The organism is Micromonospora sp. NPDC049366, assembly GCF_044466625.1.
GTDB lineage: Bacteria > Actinomycetota > Actinomycetes > Mycobacteriales > Micromonosporaceae > Micromonospora.
Window position 1 is genome coordinate 21,458 of sequence record NZ_JBITMV010000019.1, and the last position, 22,710, is coordinate 44,167.

Genomic DNA, 22,710 nt, shown 5'->3' on the forward strand with positions numbered 1-22,710 from the left:
GAGACCACAGGGAGGTTCCCCGTGCGCAGCATTCGTGCGATCGCCGCGCTCGCCCTCGCCGCCGTGGGGCTCAGCGTCGCGCTCACCGCGACCACCGCGGCACCCGCCGCGGCGGCGCCCGGTGCGGTGACCTGGTCCGACGACTTCAACGGCGCCGCCGGCTCCGCCCCGGACCCCACCAAGTGGCGGTACGACCTCGGGGGCGGCGGCTGGGGCAACAACGAGCTGCAGTACTACACCAACAGCACGCGCAACGCGGCGCTGGACGGCAACGGCAACCTGGTCATCACCGCCCGCCGGGAGAACCCGGGCAACTTCTCCTGCTGGTACGGCAGCTGCCAGTACACCTCGGCCCGTCTGCTGACCGCCGGCACGTTCGCGCAGGCGTACGGGCGGTTCGAGGCGCGCATCAAGATCCCTCGCGGGCAGGGGCTCTGGCCGGCCTTCTGGATGCTCGGCACCAGCAGCAACAACTGGCCCGACCGGGGCGAGATCGACATCATGGAGAACGTCGGCTATGAGCCGTCCACCGTGCACGGCACGCTGCACGGGCCCGGCTACTCCGGCGGCAACGCGGTCGGCGCCCAGACCTCGCTGCCCGGCGGCCAGGCGCTCGCCGACGCCTTCCACACCTACACGATCGACTGGGCGCCGGACTCGATCACCTGGTACCTCGACGGGGTGCAGTACTCCCGTAAGACCGCGGCCGACCTGCGCGGCAACCGCTGGGTCTTCGACCATCCGTTCTTCATGATCATGAACGTGGCGGTCGGCGGCAACTGGCCCGGCTCCCCCAACGCCAGCACCGTCTTCCCGCAGACCATGACCGTCGACTACGTACGGGTGCAGGCCTGGGACACCGGCGGAGGCGGCGGCACCGGCGCGCCCGTCGTCGGCTACGGCAACAAGTGCGTGGACGTGGCCGGCGCGGGCACCGCCAACGGCACCGCCGTGCAGCTCTGGACCTGCAACGGCACCGCCGCGCAGCGCTGGAGCTGGATGGGTGACGGTTCGGTGCGGGCGCTGGGCAAGTGCCTCGACGTGACCAGCGGGGGGACCGCCAACGGCACGAAGGTCCAGCTCTGGGACTGCAACGGCAGCGGCGCCCAACGCTGGGTGTTCAGCGCGGCGGGCGACATCGTCAACCCGCAGGCCAACAAGTGCCTCGACGCGACCGGACCCAGCTCGGCCGACGGCACCCGTCTGCAGATCTGGGACTGCACCGGCGCCGCGAACCAGAAGTGGCGCCGCTGACCTCCGCGCATCGGTGATCACGCGGTGCCGGTTCCCGGATCAGCCGCGTCCGGGGCTCTCCCCCGGCACCAGCACCGCGTGATCGGCGAGGAGGGTGCGCGCGCGGGCCAGGTCGGACGGGGTGTCGACGTCCCACGGGTCGCCGGCGTCGTCGCAGGGGACGCGGACGACCAGATCCGGCCGGGCCCGCAGCAGGTCGCGGGCGCCCCGGTCACCGGTGGCGTACCGGTCGAGCAGGGGCCAGCTGCCACGACCGAGGAGCACCGGGTGGCCGGGGCGCCCGTCGTACGTGGCCGTGGCGAGGGCCGCACCGGCGGCGTGGGCGGCCCGGAGGCGGGCCACCGCGGCGGTGGTGAGCAGCGGCTGGTCGACCAGCGCCACCACCACCGCGGCCACGTGCTCGGGCATCGAGGCCAGCCCGTGACGCAGCGACCGGCCCATCCCCCGCCGCCAGTCGGCGTTGCGGACCACGGTCGCCCCCGGCACCGCGGGCAGGTCGTCGGCGCCGGCGCCCACCACCACGTGGACCGGCGCGCAGCCGCCCGCGACCAGCAGCCGGGCCCCGCGCCGCACCAGCGGTTCGCCGGCGAACTCCACGAGCGCCTTCGGGCGACCGAACCGGCTACCGGCCCCGGCCGCGAGCAGCAGCCCGGCCACGCTCCCGTCCCGCACGTGGCCTCCCCCCTCCCGGGAGCGGATTGCCGGTTTTCTTCGCGTTAGTCCCGATAAAGCTACTATGAAGCCGTGCAGCAGGGGACGGGGAACGCCGCGACGGCGGACGACGAGTGGTCGTCCCGCGTGGCCGTCACCGTCAACGGCACCCCGCGGGACCTGACCCTGGACAACCGCACCACCCTGCTCGACGCACTGCGCGAACACCTGGGTCTGGTGGGCGCGAAGAAGGGCTGCGACCACGGGCAGTGCGGCTCGTGCACGGTGCTGCTCGACGGCCGGCGGGTCAAGAGCTGTCTGCTCCTCGCGGTCACCCTCGACGGCTGCGTGGTGACCACCGTGGAGGGACTGGCCGGTCCCGACGGGCTCACGCCGTTGCAGGAGGCGTTCATCGCGCACGACGCGTTCCAGTGCGGCTACTGCACTCCCGGGCAGATCTGCTCCGCGCGGGGCGTGCTCGACGAGCTCGCCGAGAACTGGCCGAGCGCGGTCACCGGCGACCTGACCGGGACGGTCGAGCCGTCCGACGCGGAGATCCGCGAACGGATGAGCGGCAACCTGTGCCGGTGCGCGGCGTACCCGCACATCGTCGCCGCCGTCCGTGAGGCGGTGCAGGCCCGGTGAGAGCGTTCCGCTACCACCGGCCCGCCGACGTGGCGGAGGCCGTCACGCTGCTCGGCGCGGGCACCGAGGCGGCGTACCTGGCCGGCGGCACCAACCTCGTCGACCTCATGAAGCTCGGCGTCGCGCGCCCCGACGTGCTGGTCGACGTGAACCGGCTGCCGTTGGGCGGCATCGAGGCCCTGCCCGACGGCGGGCTGCGGGTCGGCGCGACCGTACGCAACAGCGACCTGGCCGCGCACCCGGTCGTCCGACGTGACTATCCGGTGCTCGCCCGCGCGCTGCTCGCCGCGGCCTCCGGTCAGCTGCGCAACATGGCCACCACCGGCGGCAACCTGTTGCAGCGCACCCGGTGCGTCTACTTCCAGGACACCGGCAAGGCGTGCAACAAGCGGGAGCCCGGCACCGGCTGCGCGGCACGGCACGGCCAGAACCGGGACCTGGCCATCCTGGACTGGTCGGAGCAGTGCGTGGCCACCCACCCGTCCGACCTGGCGGTCGCGCTGGTCGCGCTCGACGCGGTCGTCGAGGTGACCGGGGTCGACGGCCCGCGCGAGGTGCCGATGGTCGAGCTGCACCGGTCACCGGGGGACCACCCGGAGCGGGACACCGTCCTGCCCGCCGGGGCGCTGATCACGGGCGTACGCGTTCCGCCGCTGCCGGCGGCCCGCCGGTCGTCGTACCTGAAGGTGCGGGACCGGGCCTCGTTCGCCTTCGCGGCCGGCTCGGTGGCCGCGGTGCTCGACCTGGACGCCGGCGTGGTGCGCGACGTCCGCCTGGCCTACGGCGCGGTCGCGCACCGGCCGTGGCGGGCCCTGCGGGCCGAGGCGGAGCTACGCGGCCGCCCCTTCACCCCGGAGCTGGCCGCAGTGGCGGCGGACGCCGAGCTGGCGTCGGCCCGCCCGCTGCGGCACAACGCGTTCAAGGTGCCGCTGGTGCGCGCCATCACCGTGCGGGTCCTGACCGAGCTGGCCGAGGTGGCGGCGTGAGCGCCGGCGCGGTCGGCCAGGCGCACCCGCGGCTGGAGGGCCCCGAGAAGGTGACCGGCGTCGCGCGGTACGCCGTCGAGTACCCGCTCGACGACGTGACGTACGGCTGGGTGGTGCCGGCCGCCGCGGTGCGCGGGCGGATCACCCGCGTCGACCCGGACCCGGCCCTCGCGACGCCGGGCGTCCTCGCGGTGCTGCACCACGGCAACGCCCCGCGGCTCGCCCCCGACGTGGACTCCGAGCTGTACCTGTTGCAGGAGCCGCTCGTGCACTACCGCGGCCAGTTCATCGCGGTCGTGGTGGCGGAGAGCATCGAGGCGGCCCGGGAGGGCGCCCGCCTGGTCCGGATCGACTACGACACCGAGCCGCACAGCACGGTGCTCACCGCCGACCATCCCGGCCTCTACCAGCCGGAACGGGTGAACCCCGGCTATCCGACGGACACGGCCGAGGGCGACTTCGACGCCGCCTTCGCCGCCGCCGAGGTGCGGGTGGACTCCACCTATCGGACCCCGGCCTACCACAACAACCCGATGGAGCCGCACGCCACGACGGCGCAGTGGCACGACGGGCGCCTGCTCGTGCACGACTCCAACCAGGGATCGACGCCGGTGCAGGCCACCCTCTCCGAGCTGTTCCGGATTCCGCGCGAGTCGATCCGCGTCGTCAACGAACACGTCGGCGGCGGCTTCGGCAGCAAGGGGTACGCGAAGGCGGCCGTGGTGCTCGCCGCGCTGGCCGCCCGACACGTCGAGCGGCCGGTGCGGCTCGCCCTGACCCGCCAGCAGCTCTTCGGGCCGATCGGCTACCGCACGCCGACGATCCAGCGGGTCCGCCTCGGCGCGGACGCGGACGGCCGCATCGCCGCCGTCTGCCACGACGCGATCAGCCAGACCTCGCAGATCACCGAGTTCGCCGAGCAGACCGCCGTCTACACCCGCAGCATGTACGCCGGGCCGCACCGCCGCACCACCCACCGGCTCGCCCGGCTCGACGTGCCGACCCCGTTCTGGATGCGCGCGCCCGGGGAGTGCCCCGGCGCGTACGCCCTGGAGTCGGCGATGGACGAGCTGGCCGCCGCCTGCGGCATCGACCCGGTCGAGCTGCGGATCCGCAACGAACCCACGGTCGACCCGGACCAGGGGCAGCCGTTCAGCAGCCGCAACCTGGTCGGCTGCCTCACCGAGGGCGCCCGTCGCTTCGGCTGGGCCGAACGGAACCCCCGCCCCTGCTCCCGACGCGAGGGCCATTGGATGATCGGCACCGGCGTCGCCGGGTCCAGCTATCCGGCCCGGGCGCGGGCGGCCGCCGCCACCGCCACCGCGCTGCCCGGCGGCGACTTCCTGGTGCGGATCAACGCCGCCGACATCGGCACCGGCGCCCGCACCGCGCTGTGGCAGGTGGCCGCGGACGCGCTGGGCGTCCCGCCCGAGCGGGTACGCATCCGGGTGGGCGACACCGACCTGCCACCGGCCGGCGTCGCCGGCGGCTCGATGGGCACCTCGTCGTGGAGCTGGGCGGTGGTGCGGGCCTGCCAGGGGCTGCGCGACCGGATCGCGCACCACACCGGCGAGCTGCCGGCCGACGGGCTGACCGTCGAGGCGGACACCCGCGACGAGGTCCGGGCCCAGCGGCCCCTGGCGCGGTACGGCTACGGCGCCCAGTTCGCCGAGGTACGCGTCGACGCGGACACCGGCGAGGTGCGGGTGAGCCGACTGCTCGGCGTCTTCGCGGTCGGGCGGATCGTGAACCCGACCACCGCGCGCAGCCAGCTCATCGGCGGGATGACGATGGGCCTGTCGATGGCTCTGCACGAGGAGGGCGTGCTCGACGAGCGGTACGGCGACTGGGTCAACCACGACCTCGCCACCTACCACATCACCGCCTGTGCGGACGTCGAGCGGATCGAGGCGTACTGGTTGCCGGAGGAGGACCCGGACCTGAATCCGTGCGGGGTGAAGGGCATCGGCGAGATCGGCATCGTCGGCACCGCGGCCGCGATCGCCAACGCCGTCCGTCACGCCACCGGCGTCCGGGTGCGTGACCTGCCCATCCGACTCGACAAGCTGATCGGTGCATCACCGCTGGCTTAATTAAGTCGCTCCTGATATAAACGACGGGTGCACGCCTTCGATGTGCTGGGCGACCCGGTGCGCCGCCGGATCCTCGAGCTGCTCGCCGACGGCGAGACGACCGCCGGCGCGCTCGGCGCGGTCATCCACCGCGAGTTCGGGATCTCCCAGCCCGCCGTCTCCCAGCACCTCAAGGTGCTGCGGGACAACGGCTTCACCACGGTCCGACCGGAGGGCACCCGCCGGCTCTACGCGGTCGACCCCCGACCGCTGCGCGACGTCGACCAGTGGCTGGAGCACTTCCGGCGGTTCTGGACACCACCCCTGCAGGCGCTCGCCACCGAACTGGCCCGTGGCCGGCGCGAACGGCGGCTGCGCGGGCAGCCCGCCGACCCACCCGAGGACAGGAGAGAACCATGATCGACGTATCCGGGCAGATCAACGCCGTGCGACGCCAGGTCGGCAGCCGCACCCTGGAGGCCGGCGAGGCCCGGGTGAGCACGATCAGCCAGACGTACGACGCGTCCGTCGAGGACGTCTGGGACGCCTGCACCAACCCCGAACGCATCCCCCGCTGGTTCCTGCCGGTCACCGGGGACCTGCGGCTGGGCGGCCGCTACCAGTTGGAGGGCAACGCCGGCGGCACCGTCGAACGCTGCGACCCGCCGAACAGCTTCGCCGCCACCTGGGAGTTCGGCGACACGACCAGCTGGATCGAGGTCCGGTTGAGCGCCGTCGACGATGACCGCACCCGCTTCGAACTCGACCACATCGCCCACGTCGACGACGACACGTGGGCGATGTACGGCCCCGGCGCGGTCGGCATCGGCTGGGACCTGGGCCTGCTCGGGCTGGCCTCGTACCTCGGCGGTGGCGGGGTCCGGCCGGAGGACGCCGAGGCCTGGACGGTGTCGGCGGAGGGCCGCGAGTTCGTGACCGGGGCCAGCCAGCGCTGGACCGAGGCGAGCATCGCCGCCGGCACCGACCCGGACGCCGCCCGCGCCGCCGAAGAGCGGGTCACCGCCTTCTACACCGGCGCGCCCGCCTGAGCACGACCCTCGGCCCGGCCCCGCTCCGGTGGCCGGGTCGAGGGGACGGCGCTCACCGGGGCGCCGGAGAAGAGAGCGGCGGAATGTCGGTGGGGTCGGGCAGACTCTCCCCGTGTCGCCACGATCCGTCGCCGAGCTGACCGCCGCCACCCGGGCCGGCCTCCGGCCGGAATACCTGTTCTTCTGGGGCCACCGACCACAACGCGACGGCAGCGTGGGACGGGGATGCCTGAGCCAGTGGTGGCCCGCCCCGTTCCGCGACGGTGAGCGCGTCTTCGCCACCGCCGAGCACTGGATGATGTGGCACAAGGCGATGCTCTTCGGCGACGAGGAGGTGGCCGAGCAGATCCTCGCCGCCGCGCACCCGCACCGCGCCAAGGCCCTCGGTCGCCGGGTCCGCGACTTCGACCAGGAGCGGTGGGAGGCGCGACGCTACGAGATCGTGGTGGCCGGCAGCACGGCCAAGTTCGGCCAGCACCCCGACCTGCGGGCGTTCCTGCTGGCCACCGGCGACCGGGTGCTCGTGGAGGCCAGCCCGCTGGACCGGATCTGGGGCATCGGCCTCGCCGCCGACGACCCCCGCGCCGGTGACCCGCGCGGCTGGCAGGGTGACAACCTGCTCGGGTTCGCCCTCATGGAGGCGCGCGCCTCCCTGCGGGAGGGCCGGTGACGGTGGCGTCCCGGTAACGTGCTGCGACATGACCGGTGCGCCGTACTCCCACTGCTCGTTCTGCGGGGCCGCCTACCCGGCGGCGGCCGGCTGGCCGCGCGTCTGCCCGACCTGCGGGCAGACGGTGTGGCGCAACCCGCTGCCGGTCGCGGTGGCGGTGCTGCCGGTGCGCTCCCCGGCCGGGCTCGGCGTGGTGGTCGTCCGCCGCGACATCGAACCGGCCCGTGGCCTGCTCGCCCTCCCCGGTGGCTTCATCGAGTACGGCGAGGAGTGGAACGCGGCGCTCGTCCGGGAACTGCGCGAGGAGACCGGCCTGCTGGCGTCGGCGGCGGACGCCACCCTGTTCGCCGTGCACGGGGCACCGGCCGGCGGCACCATGATGGTCTTCGGCGTGCTGCCCGAGGTGCCTGCCGAGGAGCTGCCGCCTTCGGCGCCGACCGAGGAGGCGACCGAGTGGCTGGTGCTCACCGAGCCGACCGAGCTGGCCTTCTCCACGCACACCCGGGTGCTGGCCGATTTCTTCGCCACCCGGGCGTGACACCCGCCCCCGCTCAGCCCCGCCCCTGCCGGTGATCGCGCTCGAACCCAGCGGTAGTGGTCTCCGGGGTGAGGATCGCGCTCGCACCCAGAAGTAGTGGCCTCCAGGGCTGCGGGAGGCCACTACATCCAGGATCGAGCGCGATTCGTGGGCGCGCGGACGGCCGGTCAGGCGGCGGCGCGGTCGCCGGTGGGGCGGCGGCGCCGGGTGGGGTCGGTCAGCGCCGGCGGGCGCCACACCCCGTCGGGGGCGTACAGGTCGGTGCCGGGCGGCACGATCTCGTCGATCCGGTCGAGCGCTTCGTCGTCGAGGGTGAGCGCGGCCCCGGCCAGCAACCCGTCGAGCTGCGCCATCGTGCGCGGGCCGATGATGACGGAGGTGACCGCCGGGTGTGCGGCGGGGAACGCCACCGCCAGCTCCGGCAGCGTGCAGCCGAGCTTGTCGGCCAGGTCGACGAGCTCCTCGACCGCCCGGTACTTCGCATCGTTGCCCAACACCGCCGGATCGAAGCGGGCCGGGGTCAGGGCGGGCCGTCCGCTGGTCAGGTCGACCGGGGCGCCGGCACGGTACCGGCCGGAGAGAAAACCGGAGGCGAGCGGGCTCCAGGTGAGCACGCCCATGCCGTACCGCTGGCAGACCGGCAGAACGTCGGCCTCGACGCCCCGCGCGAGCAGCGAGTACGGCGGTTGCTCGGTGCGGAACCGGCCGAGCGCCCAGCGCTGCGCGGCGTGCTGTGCCTCGACGATCTCCTCGGCGGGGAACGTCGAGCAGCCGAAGGCACGGATCTTTCCGGCGCGAACCAGGTCGGTGAGGACGCCGAGGGTCTCCTCCACGTCCGTGGTGTGGTCGGGACGGTGCACCTGGTAGAGGTCGATCCAGTCGGTGCCCAGCCGACGCAGGCTGTCCTCGACGGCCCGGACGATCCAGCGCCGCGAGTTGCCGCCCCGATTGGGGCCCTCCCCCATCGGGAAGTGCACCTTGGTGGCGAGGACCACGTCGTCGCGGCGGCCCCGCAGTGCCTTCCCGACGATCACCTCGGATTCGCCGGCCGAGTACATGTCCGCCGTGTCGACGAGGTTGATGCCCCGGTCGAGCGCGGCGTGGATGATCCGGACGCAGTCGTCGTGGTCGGGGTTGCCGACCGCGCCGAACATCATCGTGCCGAGCGCGTGGACGCTCACCTCGATGCCGGTGCCGCCGAGGACGCGGTGACGCATGACTGTGCTCCCTGCTGACGTTGGCAGGCCGGCGCGGGCCGGCCGGACGTACGCGTCACGCTAGGAGTTCGAGTGCGCTGGAGGTCAACACCTTGATCCTCAGTGGCTCACCGCCGGGTCTCCGGTCGGCTCCGGGTCACCGACCGGGCGGGCGTCGGCACGGGCGAGGTAGCCGCTGGCCTGGAGGTCGAACAGCTCCCGGTAGAGGCCGCCCGTCGCCATCAACTCGTCGTGGGTGCCCTGCTGGACGAGTCGCCCCTGGTCGAGGACGAAGATGCGGTCGGCGTGCCGGACGTTGGCCAGCCGGTGGGTGATCAGCACGACCGCGCGGTCCGGCCGCCGACGCAGGTGCTGGAAGAGCGCGTGCTCGGCCCGCGCGTCCAGCGCCGCGGACGGCTCGTCGCAGATGAGCAGGGCGGCGTCGCGATAGAGGCCCCGGGCGGCGACCAACCGCTGCCACTGCCCGCCGGAGAGGTCCTGGCCGTTCTTGAACTCACGGTCGAGCAGGGTGTCGTAGCCGTAGGGCAGGGCGGCGATCATCTCGTGGGCGGCGGCCGAATGGGCCGCGTCCTCGACGCTGGGGCCGGGCCGCTCGGGCGCCCGGTCGTGCCGCCCGATGCGGATGTTCTGCCGCGCGGTGAACGGGAACTTCCACCAGTCCTGGGTCATCACCGCCACGTGCCCGGCGAGGGCCCGGGCGTCCAGCTCGGCGGTGTCCACACCGTCCCAGCGCACCGTGCCGTCGGTGGGCCGGTAGAGCCCGGCGATGAGCTTGGCGAGGGTGGTCTTGCCCGAGCCGTTCTCACCGACGAGGGCGATCACCTCGCCCCGGCGGACGGTCAGGCTCACCTCGTCGACGGCTGCCCGGTCGGTGTCCGGGTAGCGCAGGCTCACCCGGTCCAGCGTGATCGCGTCGAACCCGTCGACGGCGCCGCCCGCGCCGATGCTGACGCGGGTGTGGGCCCGCTCGACGAAGTCCCGGTAGTCCTGGTAGTAGAGGGCGTCCTCGTAGAGGGAGTTGGTGGCGATGACGGCGACGCCGAGGCTGGTGCGGGCCGACTGGAGGGCGAGCAGCGCGGTGGCCGCGGCGGCCAGCGCCACCAGACCGCCGAGCAGCAGCGCGCCGAGCGCCGCGTAGACGCCGAAGGTGGCCAGGCCGGCGATGCTCGCGCCGATGACCCGGGTGCCGGTCTGCGCCCGGACCAGCCGCAGGTCGGCCTGGGTCTCGACGGCCATCATCGTGCGGTACTCGGCGAGCAGGAAGTCGCGCATCTGGTAGGCGCGCACCTCGACGGCGGTGTTCCGGTTGGCCATCAGACGGGCGAGCATCCACATCCGACGGCGCCGGGTGATGCGGGCGAGCATGGCCAGATATTGGCGACGGGCCATCCGTACCGCGGTGACCGCCTCCGGCACCGCGGCGAGCAGCAGGCAGGGCAGCAGGAGAGGCTGGATGATGCCCACCGCCACGGCGGTGGCGAGCAGACCCACCACGCCCGTCACCAGGTTGACGGTGTGGTCCACGATGTACGCCGCCTCGGCCATCCCCCGCTCGCGGGCCCGGTCCATCTCCTCGGCGAAGCCGGCGTCGTCGAAGGCGGCCAGGTCGACCGCGGTGGTGGCCTCGAAGAGCCGCAGCTCGACCGCGTAGTTGATCTGCGGGGTGAGCCGGGCCTGGGCCCAGCCGGCCGCGATCCTCAGGCCGCCCCGGGCGGTCACGGCGAGCGCGGCGACCACCAGCGCGGGCAGCGCGCCCCGGACGCGGTCGGGGGTCGGGCCGGCCGCGAACAACTCACGCAGCACGCTGGTGGTGGCGAGCAGGCCGAACGTGGTGAGCACACCGGCGAGGACGTTCAGCCCGATCGAGGCGAGCGTGTCCCGCCGGCTGGTGGCCCAGGCCAGCGCCACCGCCTCCCGGACCAGCCGGGGCAGCCGCCGGGCCACCGCCCAGAAGCTGGTGTGCGCGAACTCGTTGGCGTGGTGCATCCAGTCGGGATCGTCCAGCTCCGGGAGGACGGTGGACTCCTCGCCGGGAGGCCGGTCGGACGACGGCTCGTCAGCTGGTGGGCGTTGGCGGGCCATGGACTCCACGGCGCCTCCTTCGACGGCGACAACGCCCGGAGCGTACGGTGCGCGACGGGAGCGTGTCTGCCTGTCACCGGCGTGTCGAACAGCCGTGCCAACGGCGTGTCCGGGTGCGGCTCATGCCGGCGCGCCCGGCTGCTCGGCGGTCAGCGGCAGCAGCACCCGGAAGGTGGTGCTGCCGGGCGTGCTCTCCACCCGGATGTCGCCGTGGTGCTTGTGGACCACGATCCGGTACGAGATGTCCAGGCCGAGGCCGGTGCCGGCGCCGACCGGCTTGGTGGTGAAGAACGGCTCGAAGATGCGCGGGCGCACCTCGGGCGGGATGCCGGGCCCGGTGTCGGTGACGTCCACGGTCAGCAAATCACCGTCACGGCCGGTGCGGACGGTCAGGGTGCCCTTCTCCCCCATCGCGCCGAGCGCGTTGTCGATCAGGTTGGTCCAGACCTGGTTCAGCTCGGCCGCGTACGCCGGCACCGGCGGGAGGTCCCGGTCGTACTCCTTGACCAGCTTGACCCCGGCGGGCATCTTGGCCTTGAACATCACCAGCGTGGCGTCGAGCAGGTCGTGCACGTCGACCACCTGGAACGGCGCCCGGTCGAGTTGCGAGTACTGCTTGGCCGCGCCGACCAGCCCGGAGATCCGGGTGACCGCGTCGCCGATCTCCCGCATCAGCAGCTCGGTCTCGACGGTGTAGGTGAGCCACCGGACGGCGGCCTCCAGGTCCGCCGGCCCCACGCAGGCCGTGACCCGCTCCAGCCAGTCGACGTCCGCCCCGCCGCCGACCAGCGTCGGCGCGAGGTCCCACCCGCCGCTGACGTCGTGCTCGTCGAGCCAGTCGGTGACGACGTCCTCCGCGTCGGACGCCGCCATCGGGGTCAGCTTCGGCGCCGTGGCGACCCGGGCGACCGCCTCCTCCTGCAGCTCCACGAGGCCGTGCAGGCGGCTGCCGTCCAGCCGGCCGTCGGCGATCATCGCGAGCTTGTGCCGCATTCCGGCCACCCGGTCCCGCAGCACCGAGGTGGCCCGGACGGCGGCCGCGGCGGGGTTGTTGAGCTCGTGGGTCAGGCCCGCGGAGAGCGAGCCGAGCGCCAGCAGCCGCTCCCGCTCGCCGATGATCGTCTGGCTGTCCCGCATGCCGATGAAGAGCCCCTCCAACAGGTGCATCGCCATCGGGAACCACGAGCGGACGGCCTCGGCGAACGTCTCGGCCGGAAGCACGAAAAACTCCGAGTCGACGACCGCGCGCAGCGTGTTGCGGTAGAGCTTCTCGCTCTGGTCGTCGAGGTACGCCTGGGTGGCGCCGCCGTACACGCCGCGCTGGTCGGTGCGGCTGATCTCCAGCTCGTCGCCGTGTACCCGGCGGGACAACGACACCGCGCCGCGGAGGAGCACGAAGAAGCAGGTGGCCGCCTCGCCCTCGGCGTACACGACGGTGCCCCCGGCGCGCTGTTCGACCCGGCCGTGCTCGGCCAGCCAGGCCAGCTGCCCGGCGTCGAGGGCCTCGAAGAGGAACAGGGTGCGCAGCTGGTCCGGGGTGATCCGGTCGGTCGGGGTGGTCACTGTGCCTCCAGGTAGCGGTGCACCAACGAGACGGCCATGGCGCCCTCGCCGACGGCGGAGGCGACCCGCTTCACCGACTGGGCCCGCACGTCGCCCGCGGCGAAGACCCCCGGCAGGCTCGTCTCCAGGTGGTACGGGTCGCGGGAGAGCGACCAGCCCGAGGGTCGCTGGCCACCGGCGACCAGGTCGGGGCCTGTGACGATGAAGCCGCGGGCGTCGCGGACCAGCACGCCGTCCAGCCAGTCGGTGCGGGGTTCGGCACCGATGAAGACGAACAGCCAGGACGTGTCGACCGTACGCCGCTCGCCGGTGCGCGCGTCGCACAGGGTGAGCCGCTCCAGGTGGTCGCCGCCGTCGGCCGCGACCACCTGGGTGTACGGGTGCACGGTGATCTGGTCGATCCGGTCCAGCTGGTCGATCAGGTACCGCGACATCGAGGCGGTCAGGTCCCCGCCCCGGATCAGCAGGTGCACCCGGGCGGCGAACCGGGAGAAGTACACGGCGGCCTGGCCGGCGGAGTTCGCCCCGCCGACGATGTAGACGTCCTGGTCGACGCAGCTGGGCGCCTCGGTCGCCGCGGAGCCGTAGAAGACGCCCCGGCCGGTGAAGTCGGACAGGCCCGGCGCGTCGAGCGCCCGGTAGGAGACGCCGGTGGCCAGCACGACGGTGTGCGCGGCGATGGTGCTGCCGTCGTCGAAGTGCAGCAGGCGGGCGCCGCCGGCCTCGGCCAGGCTGGTCACCTCCCGGGTGCTCAGCAGCTCGGCGCCGAACTTCAACGCCTGGCGGCGGGCCCGGTCGGTGAGCTGCGCCCCGGAGACGCCGTCGGGGAAGCCCAGGTAGTTCTCGATGCGGCTGCTCTGGCCGGCCTGGCCACCGGTGGCCCGGCGCTCCACGAGCACCGTCCGCAGACCCTCCGACGCGCCGTACACGGCCGACCCGAGACCGGCCGGGCCACCACCGACCACCACGAGGTCGTAGAAGTCGGTGGCCGGCTCCACAGTGAGGCCGACCACCTCGGCCAGTTCGGCGGGCGTGGGGCTGATCAGGGTCTTGCCGTCGGCGGTCACCACCAGCGGCACGTCGGACTCGGTGGCGCCGGCCGCGGCGAGCAGCCGGGCGCCCTCGGGGTCGTCGGTCAGCAGCCACCGGTACGGGATCAGGTTGCGGGCGAGGAAGTCACGGACCTTGAACGAGGGGGCCGACCACCGGTGCCCCACCACGCGGATCTCGGTGAGCTCGGCGTCGGGTGTGGCGGCCCACGCCTCCAGCAGGCCGTCCACCACCGGATAGAGCTTCTCCTCCGGCGGGTGCCAGGGCTTGAGCAGATAGTGGTCGAGGTCCACCACGTTGATCGCCTCGATCGCCGCGTCCGTGTCGGCGTACGCGGTGAGCAGCACCCGGCGGGCGGCGGGGAACAGGTCCATCGCCGCCTCGAGGAACTCGATTCCGGTCATCTCGGGCATCCGGTAGTCGGCGAGCAGCAGGGCCACCCGCTCACCGCGCAACTTGATCTCCCGCAGGGCGTCGAGCGCCTCCGGCCCGGAGACGGCCCGCACGACGCGGTAGCGGTCGCCGTAGCGGCGACGGAGGTCGCGGGCCACCGCCCGGGAGACCACCGGGTCGTCGTCGATGGTCAGGATCACCGGGTTCGCCATGGCGCCCATGAAATCACCTCCACCGCGGCGACCGCACCCGCCTCGACCGCGGGTGCGCAGGGTAACGCCGGACGGGACCCGCAGCACGCGGCCGGCGGCGGCTCGGTCGCCGCGACGGTTGGTCGGCGCTGGGGTGGGTAAGCGGCCCGGGCGCCGGCCCGCCCGGGCGCCGGGTCGGGCTGCGCGGACACCTCGGAGGGCCGATGTCGGAGACGTCAGGATTGTCGTCCTGGCCGACGCCACCCGGCGAGGTCGTGGAGCTGCGCGTGCACGGCGTCTCCGGGGCCGCCGCCGAATCGGTGCTGGGCCGACCGCACGCCTACCAGGTGGCGGGGGACGCCAGCGGCGGCTTCTATCGGCCGCGCCCCGGCTACCCGGACAGCACCGGGCCGGCCGGTGTCATCCCCGAGGCCTACCGCTGGAGCGACCTGCCCTCGGGGACGGCGGTACGCACGTTGACGCTGGTGTTCATGCTGCCGTTCATGCTCTGCAACGTGGCGATCTGGATGCGCCCGGCGAGCACATCCCGTGAGCTGGGCGTCAAGGCCCTCGGTCGGGCGCTCGGGCTCACCCTGACCGCCCTGTACGTGCTCTCCATCGTCGGCGTGGCGCTCGACCTGGTCGCCTGGCGCTGCATGGCCAGCCCGGTCTGCCTGGCCGACCGGGACTGGCTGTCCTGGCTGGGCGGGCGGCCGGTCGGGCTGCGGCTGGCGGTGCTCTCCCTGGTGCCGGTGGTGGCCATCGGCGCGATCTGGTGGCTCGGGGCACGGCCGGGCAAGCCGTTCGCCGCGTTCCGCCCGCCCCCGCCCGGGGACGACGCACACCGGCTCGGCACGATCGGCCAGTGGGACGCGGGCCCGTTCGTCGGCCGGCTGCGGTCGATCCACGTCGCCGTCGGGTTCGGCACCCTGGACGCCAGCCTGCTCGCCGCCCGCCTGACCACCGATTCGTCGGCGCCCCTCGTGGTGCTGGCGGCGCTGGTCGGGACCCTGCTGGTGGCCTGCGTGGCGGCGGCCTGCGCGCACCCGATGATCGACCGTCCGCACGCACCGCAGGCGGACCGGCTCACCCGGGGCCTGCGGACGGCCGCCTGCGTGTTGACCCCGCTCGTCCTCGCCGTGGTCCTCTTCGACCCGGCTCCCTGGCCGCAGCACGACGGCCTGCCCCGGTACGGCGCGACCGTGGCGGGCATCTTCGTCACCCAGACGGCGCTGCTGGCCGCCATCGCGATCGCCACGCTGCTGCGGTCGCGACCCCGGCGGCCGTCCAGCGGCCGAGGCATGGCGACCGTCGCGGCCGTCGCCACCGGGCTCGCCGTGGCCTTCTCCTCCGAGCTGGTCTACCGCTTCGCGGATGTGCTCGACCGGCAGGCGCCGACCGCGGAGCAGGTGGAGACGAGCCCGCCGCTGGCGTACAAGTGGGCGATCTTCGGTTTCGTCGTCGCGGTGGTCGGCAGCATCGCGGCCGCCGGAGTGGTCACCCTCGCCTCCCGGCCGGGCCGGCTGCGCGCCGGGGCCACGATCGTCGCCCGGGACTTTCCCGAGGCCCCACCCGAGGCCGCGCCGCGGCTGCGCCAGGTGCAGCGGACCATCGCCCGGGCCCGGTTCACCGACCGGCTCGAATCGCTCGCCATGGTGTACGCCGTCCTCATCGCGGTGGGTCTCGCGACCACCATTCTGGGGCTGATGGGACAACACCCGGCCGAGCTCATCAACGGGGTCGTCGGGATACCCGGCGAGCTGGTGACGTTCTTCATCGGCATGGGCAGCTACGTGATCGGCGGCATCCTCCTCGCCCTGCTGATCGGCGGCATCTTCGCCTACCGGACGGTCGAGTTCCGACGGTACGTGGGTGTGATCTGGGACCTGGGCACGTTCTGGCCGCGAGCGGCCCACCCCTTCGCCCCGGCGTGCTACGCCGAGCGGGCGGTGCCGGAGTTGACCAAGCGGATCACCTACCTGGTGAGCCGGGGCGACGCCGTCCTGCTCTCCGGGCACAGTCACGGGTCGGTGCTGCTCGCGGCCACCGTGCTGCAACTGCCGGAGGGGGTCGGCGACCGGGTCGCGTTGCTCACCTACGGCTCGCCGCTGCACCGCCTCTACTCCCGGCTCTTCCCCGCGTACGTCGACGACGACGTGCTGCGGGAGGTGGGCAAGCGGGTCGGCTGGCGGTGGATCAACCTCTGGCGGGACACCGACCACATCGGCAGCTGGGTGTTCTCGCCACACCGTCCCGGGGACCCGGACCGGCCGGACGATCCGGCCTGGGCGGTGGACCGGCGGCTGGTTGACCCCGTCGCGGTGACGACGCCGCCGAGCGACAGTGTGCCGCCGCCGATCCACGGCCACTGGCCGTGCGAGTCGGACGAGCGGTTCGTGGCCGCGGTCCGCGAGTTGGCCGGGCGACTGCGCGCCGGGCGCGGCTGACCCGAGCGATATCCTCGGCCAGGTGAACGCCTCCAGGCAGCCCGAGCGCCGGCTGATCGCCTCGAACAAGCGGGCGCGGCACGACTACACGGTGCTCAAGACGTACGAGGCCGGGATCGCGCTGATGGGCACCGAGGTCAAGTCGCTGCGGGAGGGCCGAGCGTCGCTGGTCGACGCGTTCGCCCAGGAGCGCGACGGCGAGATCCTGCTGTACGGCCTGCACATCGCCGAGTACGCCTACGGCACCTGGACCAACCACCAGCCGCGGCGGACCCGCAAGCTGCTGCTGCACCGGGCGGAGATCGATCGGATCCTCGCGAAGACGCGTGAGGGTGGTGTCACGCTCGTGCCGCTGTCGATGTACTTCGAGAACGGCTGGGCGAAGGTGGAGCTCGCGCTGGCCCGGGGGCGCCGCTCGTACGACAAGCGGCAGGTTCTCGCCGAGCGGGACGCGAACCGGGAGATCGCCCGGGAGATGGGGCGTCACCTCAAGGGCCACCCGCGCCGGGGCTGAGCCGCCACCCGCGCCGCGGCTGAGCCGCCGCCCGCGCCGCGGCTGATCCGGCGCCCGCACCAGCGCCGCCACCCCCCTGCCGTTAACGGCTCCCGCCCCGCACCGTCACGCCCCGCACCGTCAGGACGGTGGGGGCGGCCGTCGGCGTGTCCGCGGCCGGCACGCCGGCACCCTGTTGACCCGGCCCGGGCCACGTGGTGTGCTCACCTGCAGACCGTAATGACAACGGTTTTCGTTACTGACTGGAGGATCGCATGTCCCTCACCGTCCCGCCCTCGCTGCTCGACGCCGCCGAACGCGGACCCGTCGACGACGCCGACTTCGTCGCCTGCGTCCGCGACTCCCTGCCGTACGCCTGGCAGACCGTGAGCCGGGTGGTCGCCGAACTGGAGGCCACCGGCGGCCACCACGCTGACAACGTGGAGCCGCCGACGACCGACGCCGAGCGCGGCCAACTGCTGCGCGCAATGGCCAGCGACGCCATCCGCGGCGGCTTGGAGCGGCACTTCGGCGTACGCCTGGCCTTCCAGAACTGTCACCGGGTGGCCGCGTTCCGGACGACCGCGGTCGACTCCCCCGCGTACCGCGCGTTCGTCTCGCCCCGCGGCCAACTGCTCAACCAGTCCCCCGAGCTGCGCAACTGCTGACGGCACGGCCGGCCGCCGGAGCGCCCGCACTCCGGCGGCCGGCCGGCCGCAGTTGCGGGCTCGCCGACGGCTAAGCCATCGTGAACGCGCGCCGACTAGCCTCTTCTGCCTCGCACCTGCGGGCGCTATCGTGACCGCGTGGGAGCGTTCCGGATCGGAGAGGCCGCCGACCTGCTCGGCGTCAGCACGGACACGGTGCGCCGCTGGATCGACGCCGGCCGGTTGCCGGCCGGTCGCGACGCGCACGGGCACCGCATCGTCGACGGGGTCGACCTGGCCGCGTTCGCCCGCAGTCAGGGCGCCGACCCCGAGGCGGGCGCCGACTCGTCCTCGGCCCGCAACCGGCTGCGGGGCATCGTGGTCAACGTCGTGAAGGACACCGTGATGGCCCAGGTCGACATCCAGGCCGGGCCGTTCCGGATCGTCTCGCTGATGAGCCGGGAGGCCGTCGACGACCTGGACCTGCGGGTCGGGTCGATCGCCGTCGCGGTGATCAAATCGACGACGGTGGTGGTGGAGCGACCCGGCGCCCGCGAGCGGGTGGACGCATGAGGACGGCCCGGGCCCGAGGGGCCCTCGCGGCGGCCCTCACCCTGGCCCTGTCGCTCGCCGGCTGCGGCGACGGCGGGGACGGCGGCGGGGCCGGCGGGTCCGCCGGCACCGGCACGGTGACCGTCTTCGCCGCCGCGTCGCTGACCGAGTCGTTCACCCGGATCGGCCACGACTTCGAGGCCGCCCACCCGGGCACCATCGTCGTGTTCAACTTCGCCGGCAGCTCCGCCCTGGCCACCCAGATCAACCAGGGCGCACCGGCGGACGTCTTCGCCTCGGCCGCCCCGGCCACCATGGCGACGGTCACCGGGGCCGGCAACGCCGACGGCGCACCGACCACCTTCGTCCGCAACCAGCTCGTCATCGCCGTCGCGAAGGAGAACCCGAAGGGCGTCGGCGGGCTGGCCGACCTCACCCGCCCCGGCGTCACGGTGGCGCTCTGCGCCCCCCAGGTGCCCTGCGGCGGCGCCGCCCGCACCGCGCTCGACGCGGCCGGGGTGACGCTGACGCCGGTCACCCTCGAACAGGACGTCAGGGGCGCCCTCGCCAAGGTGCGCCTGGGCGAGGTCGACGCCGCGCTGGTCTACCGCACCGACGCGCGGGCCGCGGCCGCGGACGTCACGGGGATCGAGTTCCCCGAGTCGGCCCGGGCCGTCAACGACTACCCGATCGCGGTGCTCAAGGACGCCTCGAACCCGGCCGGCGGTCGCGCGTTCGTCGACCACGTCCGCTCCGACGCCGGGCGGGCCGTGCTCACCCAGGCCGGCTTCCAGTCCCCGTGACCGCGACCACCGACGCACCGCCCACCGCGCCGTCCCGTCGGCGTACGCCGTCGCGGCGCCCGGCTCCGCCGCTGGCGCTGCTGCTCCCGGCCGGGCTGGGCCTGCTCTTCCTGGTCCTGCCACTCGCCGGCCTGCTCGTCCGGGCGCCCTGGTCCACCCTGCCGCAACGGCTCACCGAACCGGGCATGCTGACCGCGCTGCGACTGTCCCTGCAGACGGCGACCCTCGCCACCCTGCTCTGCCTGCTGCTCGGGGTGCCGCTGGCCTGGCTGCTGGCCCGCGTCGAGTTCCGCGGCCGGCGCCTCGTCCGCGCCCTGGTGACCGTGCCGCTGGTGCTGCCACCGGTCGTCGGCGGAGTGGCCCTGCTGCTGGTCTTCGGCCGCCGCGGGCTGCTCGGCGGCTGGCTGGACGCGACGTTCGGGATCACCCTGCCGTTCACCACCGCCGGGGTGGTGCTCGCGGAGGCGTTCGTGGCGATGCCGTTCCTCGTCATCGCGGTCGAGGGGGCGCTGCGCGCCGCCGACCCCCGCTACGAGGAGGCGGCCGCGACCCTCGGCGCGAGCCGCTGGACCACGTTCACACACGTGACGCTGCCGCTGGTCGGGCCGGGCCTGGCCGCCGGCGCGGTGCTCTGCTGGGCGCGGGCGCTGGGCGAGTTCGGTGCCACCATCACCTTCGCCGGGAACTACCCGGGCCGGACCCAGACGATGCCGCTCGCCGTCTACCTGGCGCTGGAGACCGACGTCGAGGCCGCCATCGTGCTCAGCCTCGTGCTGCTCACCGTCTCGGTCACCATCCTCGCCGCGCTGCGCGACCGCTGGATCACCGCCCCGTGACCGGCCCGCTGCTCGACGCCCGGCTCGTGGTCGACCGCGGCTCGTTCCGGTTGGACGTGCCGCTGCGGGTCGCCGCCGGAGAGGTGGTCGCGCTGCTCGGGCCCAACGGCGCCGGCAAGACCACCGCGCTGCGGGCCCTCGCCGGCCTGCAACCGCTCACCGACGGGCACGTCACCCTCGACGGGACGGACCTGGACCGACCGGCGCACGGCGCGTGGGTGCCGACCGAGCGGCGCCGGGTCGGCGTCGTCTTCCAGGACTACCTGCTCTTTCCGCACCTCACCGCGCTGGACAACGTGGCCTTCGGGCCCCGGCGGCACGGCGCCGACCGGCGCGCCGCGCGGGACACCGCCCGGCGCTGGCTGGACCGGGTCGGGCTGGGCGGCCAGGCGCACCGCCGGCCGCGCCAACTCTCCGGCGGCCAGGCGCAGCGGGTCGCGCTGGCCCGCGCGCTCGCGGTGACCCCGTCCCTGCTGCTGCTGGACGAGCCGCTCGCCGCGCTGGACGCCCGCACCAGAGCCGAGACCCGCGCGGAGCTGCACGGTCACCTCGCCGCCCACCCGGGCGCGACGTTGCTGGTCACGCACGACCCGCTCGACGCGGTCGCGCTCGCCGACCGGCTGATCATCGTGGAGGGCGGCCGGGTGGTGCAGGAGGGCGACGGCGCGAGCGTGACGGCCCGTCCGCGCACCGACTACGTGGCCCGGCTCGTCGGGCTGAACCTGCACCGCGGCCGGGCCAGCGGGGACCAGGTGCGCGTCGCCGACGAGCTGACCCTCACCGTCGCCGACCGGGTCGACGGGGACGCCTTCGTGGCGTTCCGCCCGGCCGCGGTGGCGGTGTATCCCGGTCGACCGGACGGCAGCCCGCGCAACACCTGGCCGGCGACCGTCGGGGGCATCCAACGGCACGGCGACTATCTGCGGGTGCGGCTCGACGGGCCGATCGTGGTCGCCGCGGACGTCACTCCGGCCGCGGCGGCCCAGCTGCGCCTCGCGCCCGGTCGACGCGTGTGGGCGGCGGTGAAGGCGGCCGAGACGCACGCCTACCCGGCCACCGGCTGACCCGCCGCGGCACACGGCGGGCGGCGGGCGACGGGCCGGACGATCAGTCGGCGAGCAGGTCGGCGTGAGCGGCCCGAAGCCGGGCCAGCGGTGCGTCGCCGCCCGGCAGGGCCCGCCGGTCGAGCTCGGCCCACGCCTCGGCGAGCGCGGCGCGGACCGCCCGCAGCTCGGCGGCGTGCCGGCGGCCGCGCTGCCGGTGCAGCTCGTCGAGTCGGCGGGCCCAGCCGGCGGTGACGGTGGCGAGCCGGTCGGCGTCGGCCCGGCTCTGGGCCAGGGTGCGGGCGGCGGCGGCCGGCACGATCGCCGCCACCGGTCGCGGGTCACCGTCGCGGGTGACGACGGTGACGGTGTCGGTGGCCTCGGCCAGCGCGACGAGCTGGGTCAGCCGGGAGCGCACCTCACGCAGGGGCAGGGCGCGTGGCTGGTCGGATCGAGGGGGCAACGCGGGGACAGCCATGGATGGATGCTGCCCGCCGGGTACGACAGAATCCGCCGGCCGGCACCGGGCGGGGCCCCGCCCGGTGCCGGCGATCCGGGCGCCGAAGCCCCACAGGGGACGATCGGAATTCGGGCGGGCGTTCCCGCTCCGCCGGGTTACGCTGCCCGCCCGATGTCGGTGCCCGGACGGGCACCGACGACCCTTCGGCGACGAGGAGTGCCGTGTCCCGCATCGACCTCCGGACGGTCGACCTCAAGGCGATCAACTCGATGACCAAGTACCCGTCCATCCCGACCTACCACAGCCTCGATCCACGCAACGGCGGACTGCGGGAGGAGTGCGTCGAGTTCACCGGGCCGGTCACCCTCACCGAGAAGGTCGACGGGACGAACGGCCGGATCGTCGTGCTGCCCGACGGGTCGTACCTCATCGGAAGTCGGGAGGAGCTCCTGTACGCGCGGGGTGACCTCATCGGCAACCCGGCGCTCGGCATCGTCGACGCGCTGCGTCCGGTGGCCGAGACCCTGACGCGCGTCGCGGAGGACGAGCGCATCACCGTCTACTACCTGGAGGTGTACGGCGGGAAGGTGACCGGCGCGTCGCGGAACTACACCGGCAGCCGGCAGGTGGGTCACCGGCTCTTCGACGTGGCGGAGCTCGACGACCCGGCGACGCTGCTCGGCTGGCCCGCCGAGCGGATCGCGGCCTGGCGCGACGGCGGCGGCCAGCGCTTCCTCCCCGAGGACGACCTGCTGAGCCGGGCCACGGCCCTCGGCCTGGCGCCGGCGCCCCGGCTGGACACCGTCGCCGCCGCCGACCTGCCCCGCGAGGTCGAGAAGATGTCCGCCTACCTCGCCGACCGCGCACCGCGCACCCTGGTCGCGCTCGACGGCCCCGCCGGCCCGTCCGAGGGGATCGTGCTCCGGTCGGCGGACCGGTCGGTGATCGCGAAGGCCCGGTTCCAGGACTACGAGCGCACCCTGAGACGCCGGGCCGCCCGCCGCTGAACCACGCCGGGTCGGTGGCCCGACCGGACCACCGACCCGGGCTCGGCCCCGCCCGCCAGGG

General features: G+C 74.1%; 22 protein-coding genes. 16 read left to right on the forward strand and 6 right to left on the reverse strand.

Going from position 1 to position 22,710, the window contains the following annotated elements; all coding sequences use genetic code 11:
• Positions 1–21: 21 nt before the first annotated feature.
• Positions 22–1,254 (forward strand): family 16 glycosylhydrolase, encoded by a 1,233-nt coding sequence (locus ACIBTV_RS24690; RefSeq protein ID WP_396708520.1) that lies wholly within the window; start codon positions 22–24, stop codon positions 1,252–1,254.
• Positions 1,255–1,293: 39 nt separating this feature from the next.
• Here ACIBTV_RS24690 and ACIBTV_RS24695 read toward each other — a convergent pair whose 3' ends face one another.
• Positions 1,294–1,926: an NTP transferase domain-containing protein gene (locus ACIBTV_RS24695; protein WP_396708522.1), complete on the reverse strand. Its 633-nt coding sequence runs from the start codon at positions 1,924–1,926 to the stop codon at positions 1,294–1,296.
• Positions 1,927–2,052: 126 nt separating this feature from the next.
• Between ACIBTV_RS24695 and ACIBTV_RS24700 the strand changes: the two genes are divergently transcribed.
• The 7 genes from ACIBTV_RS24700 (at position 2,053) to ACIBTV_RS24730 (ending at position 7,865) form a co-directional block, all read left to right on the forward strand.
• On the forward strand, positions 2,053–2,550 hold the full coding sequence (locus ACIBTV_RS24700; RefSeq protein WP_396708764.1) for a 2Fe-2S iron-sulfur cluster-binding protein: 498 nt from the start codon (positions 2,053–2,055) through the stop codon (positions 2,548–2,550).
• Positions 2,547–3,536, forward strand: coding sequence for an FAD binding domain-containing protein (locus ACIBTV_RS24705; protein ID WP_396708524.1), 990 nt, complete (start codon positions 2,547–2,549; stop codon positions 3,534–3,536). Before ACIBTV_RS24700 ends, ACIBTV_RS24705 begins: the two co-directional genes overlap by 4 nt.
• On the forward strand, positions 3,533–5,629 hold the full coding sequence (locus ACIBTV_RS24710; protein ID WP_396708526.1) for a xanthine dehydrogenase family protein molybdopterin-binding subunit: 2,097 nt from the start codon (positions 3,533–3,535) through the stop codon (positions 5,627–5,629). Before ACIBTV_RS24705 ends, ACIBTV_RS24710 begins: the two co-directional genes overlap by 4 nt.
• 27 nt (positions 5,630–5,656) lie before the next feature.
• On the forward strand, positions 5,657–6,028 hold the full coding sequence (locus tag ACIBTV_RS24715) for an ArsR/SmtB family transcription factor (RefSeq protein ID WP_396708528.1): 372 nt from the start codon (positions 5,657–5,659) through the stop codon (positions 6,026–6,028).
• The gene (locus ACIBTV_RS24720) at positions 6,025–6,657 is read left to right on the forward strand and encodes an SRPBCC family protein (protein ID WP_396708530.1); all 633 of its coding nucleotides are present in this window, start codon (positions 6,025–6,027) and stop codon (positions 6,655–6,657) included. The genes ACIBTV_RS24715 and ACIBTV_RS24720 overlap by 4 nt, the downstream gene beginning before the upstream one ends.
• 112 nt (positions 6,658–6,769) lie before the next feature.
• Positions 6,770–7,327 carry an NADAR family protein gene (locus tag ACIBTV_RS24725; protein ID WP_396708532.1) on the forward strand — a complete coding sequence of 186 codons (558 nt, stop codon included), beginning with the start codon at positions 6,770–6,772 and terminating at the stop codon, positions 7,325–7,327.
• Between the two features lie 28 nt (positions 7,328–7,355).
• Positions 7,356–7,865, forward strand: a complete 510-nt coding sequence (locus tag ACIBTV_RS24730; protein WP_396708534.1) for an NUDIX domain-containing protein — start codon at positions 7,356–7,358, stop codon at positions 7,863–7,865.
• A 167-nt stretch (positions 7,866–8,032) separates the two neighbouring features.
• Here the strand turns inward: ACIBTV_RS24730 and ACIBTV_RS24735 are convergent, their stop codons facing one another.
• From ACIBTV_RS24735 to ACIBTV_RS24750, 4 genes are all read right to left on the reverse strand, one after another.
• The gene (locus ACIBTV_RS24735) at positions 8,033–9,082 is read right to left on the reverse strand and encodes an aldo/keto reductase (protein ID WP_396708536.1); all 1,050 of its coding nucleotides are present in this window, start codon (positions 9,080–9,082) and stop codon (positions 8,033–8,035) included.
• 99 nt (positions 9,083–9,181) lie between these two features.
• Entirely contained in the window at positions 9,182–11,164 is a 1,983-nt protein-coding gene (locus ACIBTV_RS24740) for an ABC transporter ATP-binding protein (RefSeq protein ID WP_396708766.1), read from the reverse strand.
• A 120-nt stretch (positions 11,165–11,284) separates the two neighbouring features.
• Positions 11,285–12,727, reverse strand: coding sequence for an ATP-binding protein (locus ACIBTV_RS24745; protein ID WP_396708538.1), 1,443 nt, complete (start codon positions 12,725–12,727; stop codon positions 11,285–11,287).
• A complete protein-coding gene (locus tag ACIBTV_RS24750) occupies positions 12,724–14,382 on the reverse strand; it encodes an FAD-dependent oxidoreductase (RefSeq protein WP_396708768.1) in 1,659 nt (552 codons plus the stop codon). Before ACIBTV_RS24750 ends, ACIBTV_RS24745 begins: the two co-directional genes overlap by 4 nt.
• 203 nt (positions 14,383–14,585) lie before the next feature.
• Between ACIBTV_RS24750 and ACIBTV_RS24755 the strand changes: the two genes are divergently transcribed.
• The 7 genes from ACIBTV_RS24755 to ACIBTV_RS24785 all read left to right on the forward strand — a co-directional run bounded on the left by ACIBTV_RS24755 (position 14,586) and on the right by ACIBTV_RS24785 (position 21,203).
• A complete protein-coding gene (locus ACIBTV_RS24755) occupies positions 14,586–16,808 on the forward strand; it encodes a hypothetical protein (RefSeq protein ID WP_396708540.1) in 2,223 nt (740 codons plus the stop codon).
• A gap of 22 nt (positions 16,809–16,830) precedes the next feature.
• The gene (smpB, locus tag ACIBTV_RS24760) at positions 16,831–17,322 is read left to right on the forward strand and encodes an SsrA-binding protein SmpB (RefSeq protein WP_396708542.1); all 492 of its coding nucleotides are present in this window, start codon (positions 16,831–16,833) and stop codon (positions 17,320–17,322) included.
• A gap of 254 nt (positions 17,323–17,576) precedes the next feature.
• Positions 17,577–17,969, forward strand: a complete 393-nt coding sequence (locus ACIBTV_RS24765; protein WP_396708544.1) for an SCO5389 family protein — start codon at positions 17,577–17,579, stop codon at positions 17,967–17,969.
• A 138-nt stretch (positions 17,970–18,107) separates the two neighbouring features.
• Positions 18,108–18,521, forward strand: coding sequence for a molybdopterin-binding protein (locus ACIBTV_RS24770; protein ID WP_396708546.1), 414 nt, complete (start codon positions 18,108–18,110; stop codon positions 18,519–18,521).
• On the forward strand, positions 18,518–19,303 hold the full coding sequence (gene modA / locus ACIBTV_RS24775; protein WP_396708548.1) for a molybdate ABC transporter substrate-binding protein: 786 nt from the start codon (positions 18,518–18,520) through the stop codon (positions 19,301–19,303). The genes ACIBTV_RS24770 and modA overlap by 4 nt, the downstream gene beginning before the upstream one ends.
• Entirely contained in the window at positions 19,300–20,139 is an 840-nt protein-coding gene (locus tag ACIBTV_RS24780; protein ID WP_396708550.1) for an ABC transporter permease, read from the forward strand. The genes modA and ACIBTV_RS24780 overlap by 4 nt, the downstream gene beginning before the upstream one ends.
• Positions 20,136–21,203 carry an ABC transporter ATP-binding protein gene (locus ACIBTV_RS24785; protein WP_396708552.1) on the forward strand — a complete coding sequence of 356 codons (1,068 nt, stop codon included), beginning with the start codon at positions 20,136–20,138 and terminating at the stop codon, positions 21,201–21,203. Before ACIBTV_RS24780 ends, ACIBTV_RS24785 begins: the two co-directional genes overlap by 4 nt.
• A gap of 43 nt (positions 21,204–21,246) precedes the next feature.
• Here ACIBTV_RS24785 and ACIBTV_RS24790 read toward each other — a convergent pair whose 3' ends face one another.
• Positions 21,247–21,660: a type II toxin-antitoxin system Phd/YefM family antitoxin gene (locus ACIBTV_RS24790; RefSeq protein WP_396708554.1), complete on the reverse strand. Its 414-nt coding sequence runs from the start codon at positions 21,658–21,660 to the stop codon at positions 21,247–21,249.
• 203 nt (positions 21,661–21,863) lie between these two features.
• Here ACIBTV_RS24790 and ACIBTV_RS24795 point away from each other — a divergent pair, with 203 nt between their 5' ends.
• Positions 21,864–22,649, forward strand: coding sequence for an RNA ligase family protein (locus tag ACIBTV_RS24795; protein WP_396708556.1), 786 nt, complete (start codon positions 21,864–21,866; stop codon positions 22,647–22,649).
• The last annotated feature ends 61 nt before the right edge of the window (positions 22,650–22,710 follow it).

What these genes read in the sequence shown, in the direction of transcription:
- ACIBTV_RS24740 (WP_396708766.1), bottom strand. Translation starts at nt 11,164, where the DNA reads ATGGCCCGCCAACGCCCACCAGCTGACGAGCCGTCGTCCGACCGGCCT.
- ACIBTV_RS24750 (WP_396708768.1), bottom strand. Translation starts at nt 14,382, where the DNA reads ATGGCGAACCCGGTGATCCTGACCATCGACGACGACCCGGTGGTCTCC.
- ACIBTV_RS24765 (WP_396708544.1), top strand. Translation starts at nt 17,577, where the DNA reads ATGTCCCTCACCGTCCCGCCCTCGCTGCTCGACGCCGCCGAACGCGGA.
- ACIBTV_RS24755 (WP_396708540.1), top strand. Translation starts at nt 14,586, where the DNA reads ATGTCGGAGACGTCAGGATTGTCGTCCTGGCCGACGCCACCCGGCGAG.
- ACIBTV_RS24730 (WP_396708534.1), top strand. Translation starts at nt 7,356, where the DNA reads ATGACCGGTGCGCCGTACTCCCACTGCTCGTTCTGCGGGGCCGCCTAC.
- ACIBTV_RS24735 (WP_396708536.1), bottom strand. Translation starts at nt 9,082, where the DNA reads ATGCGTCACCGCGTCCTCGGCGGCACCGGCATCGAGGTGAGCGTCCAC.
- ACIBTV_RS24790 (WP_396708554.1), bottom strand. Translation starts at nt 21,660, where the DNA reads ATGGCTGTCCCCGCGTTGCCCCCTCGATCCGACCAGCCACGCGCCCTG.
- modA (WP_396708548.1), top strand. Translation starts at nt 18,518, where the DNA reads ATGAGGACGGCCCGGGCCCGAGGGGCCCTCGCGGCGGCCCTCACCCTG.
- ACIBTV_RS24720 (WP_396708530.1), top strand. Translation starts at nt 6,025, where the DNA reads ATGATCGACGTATCCGGGCAGATCAACGCCGTGCGACGCCAGGTCGGC.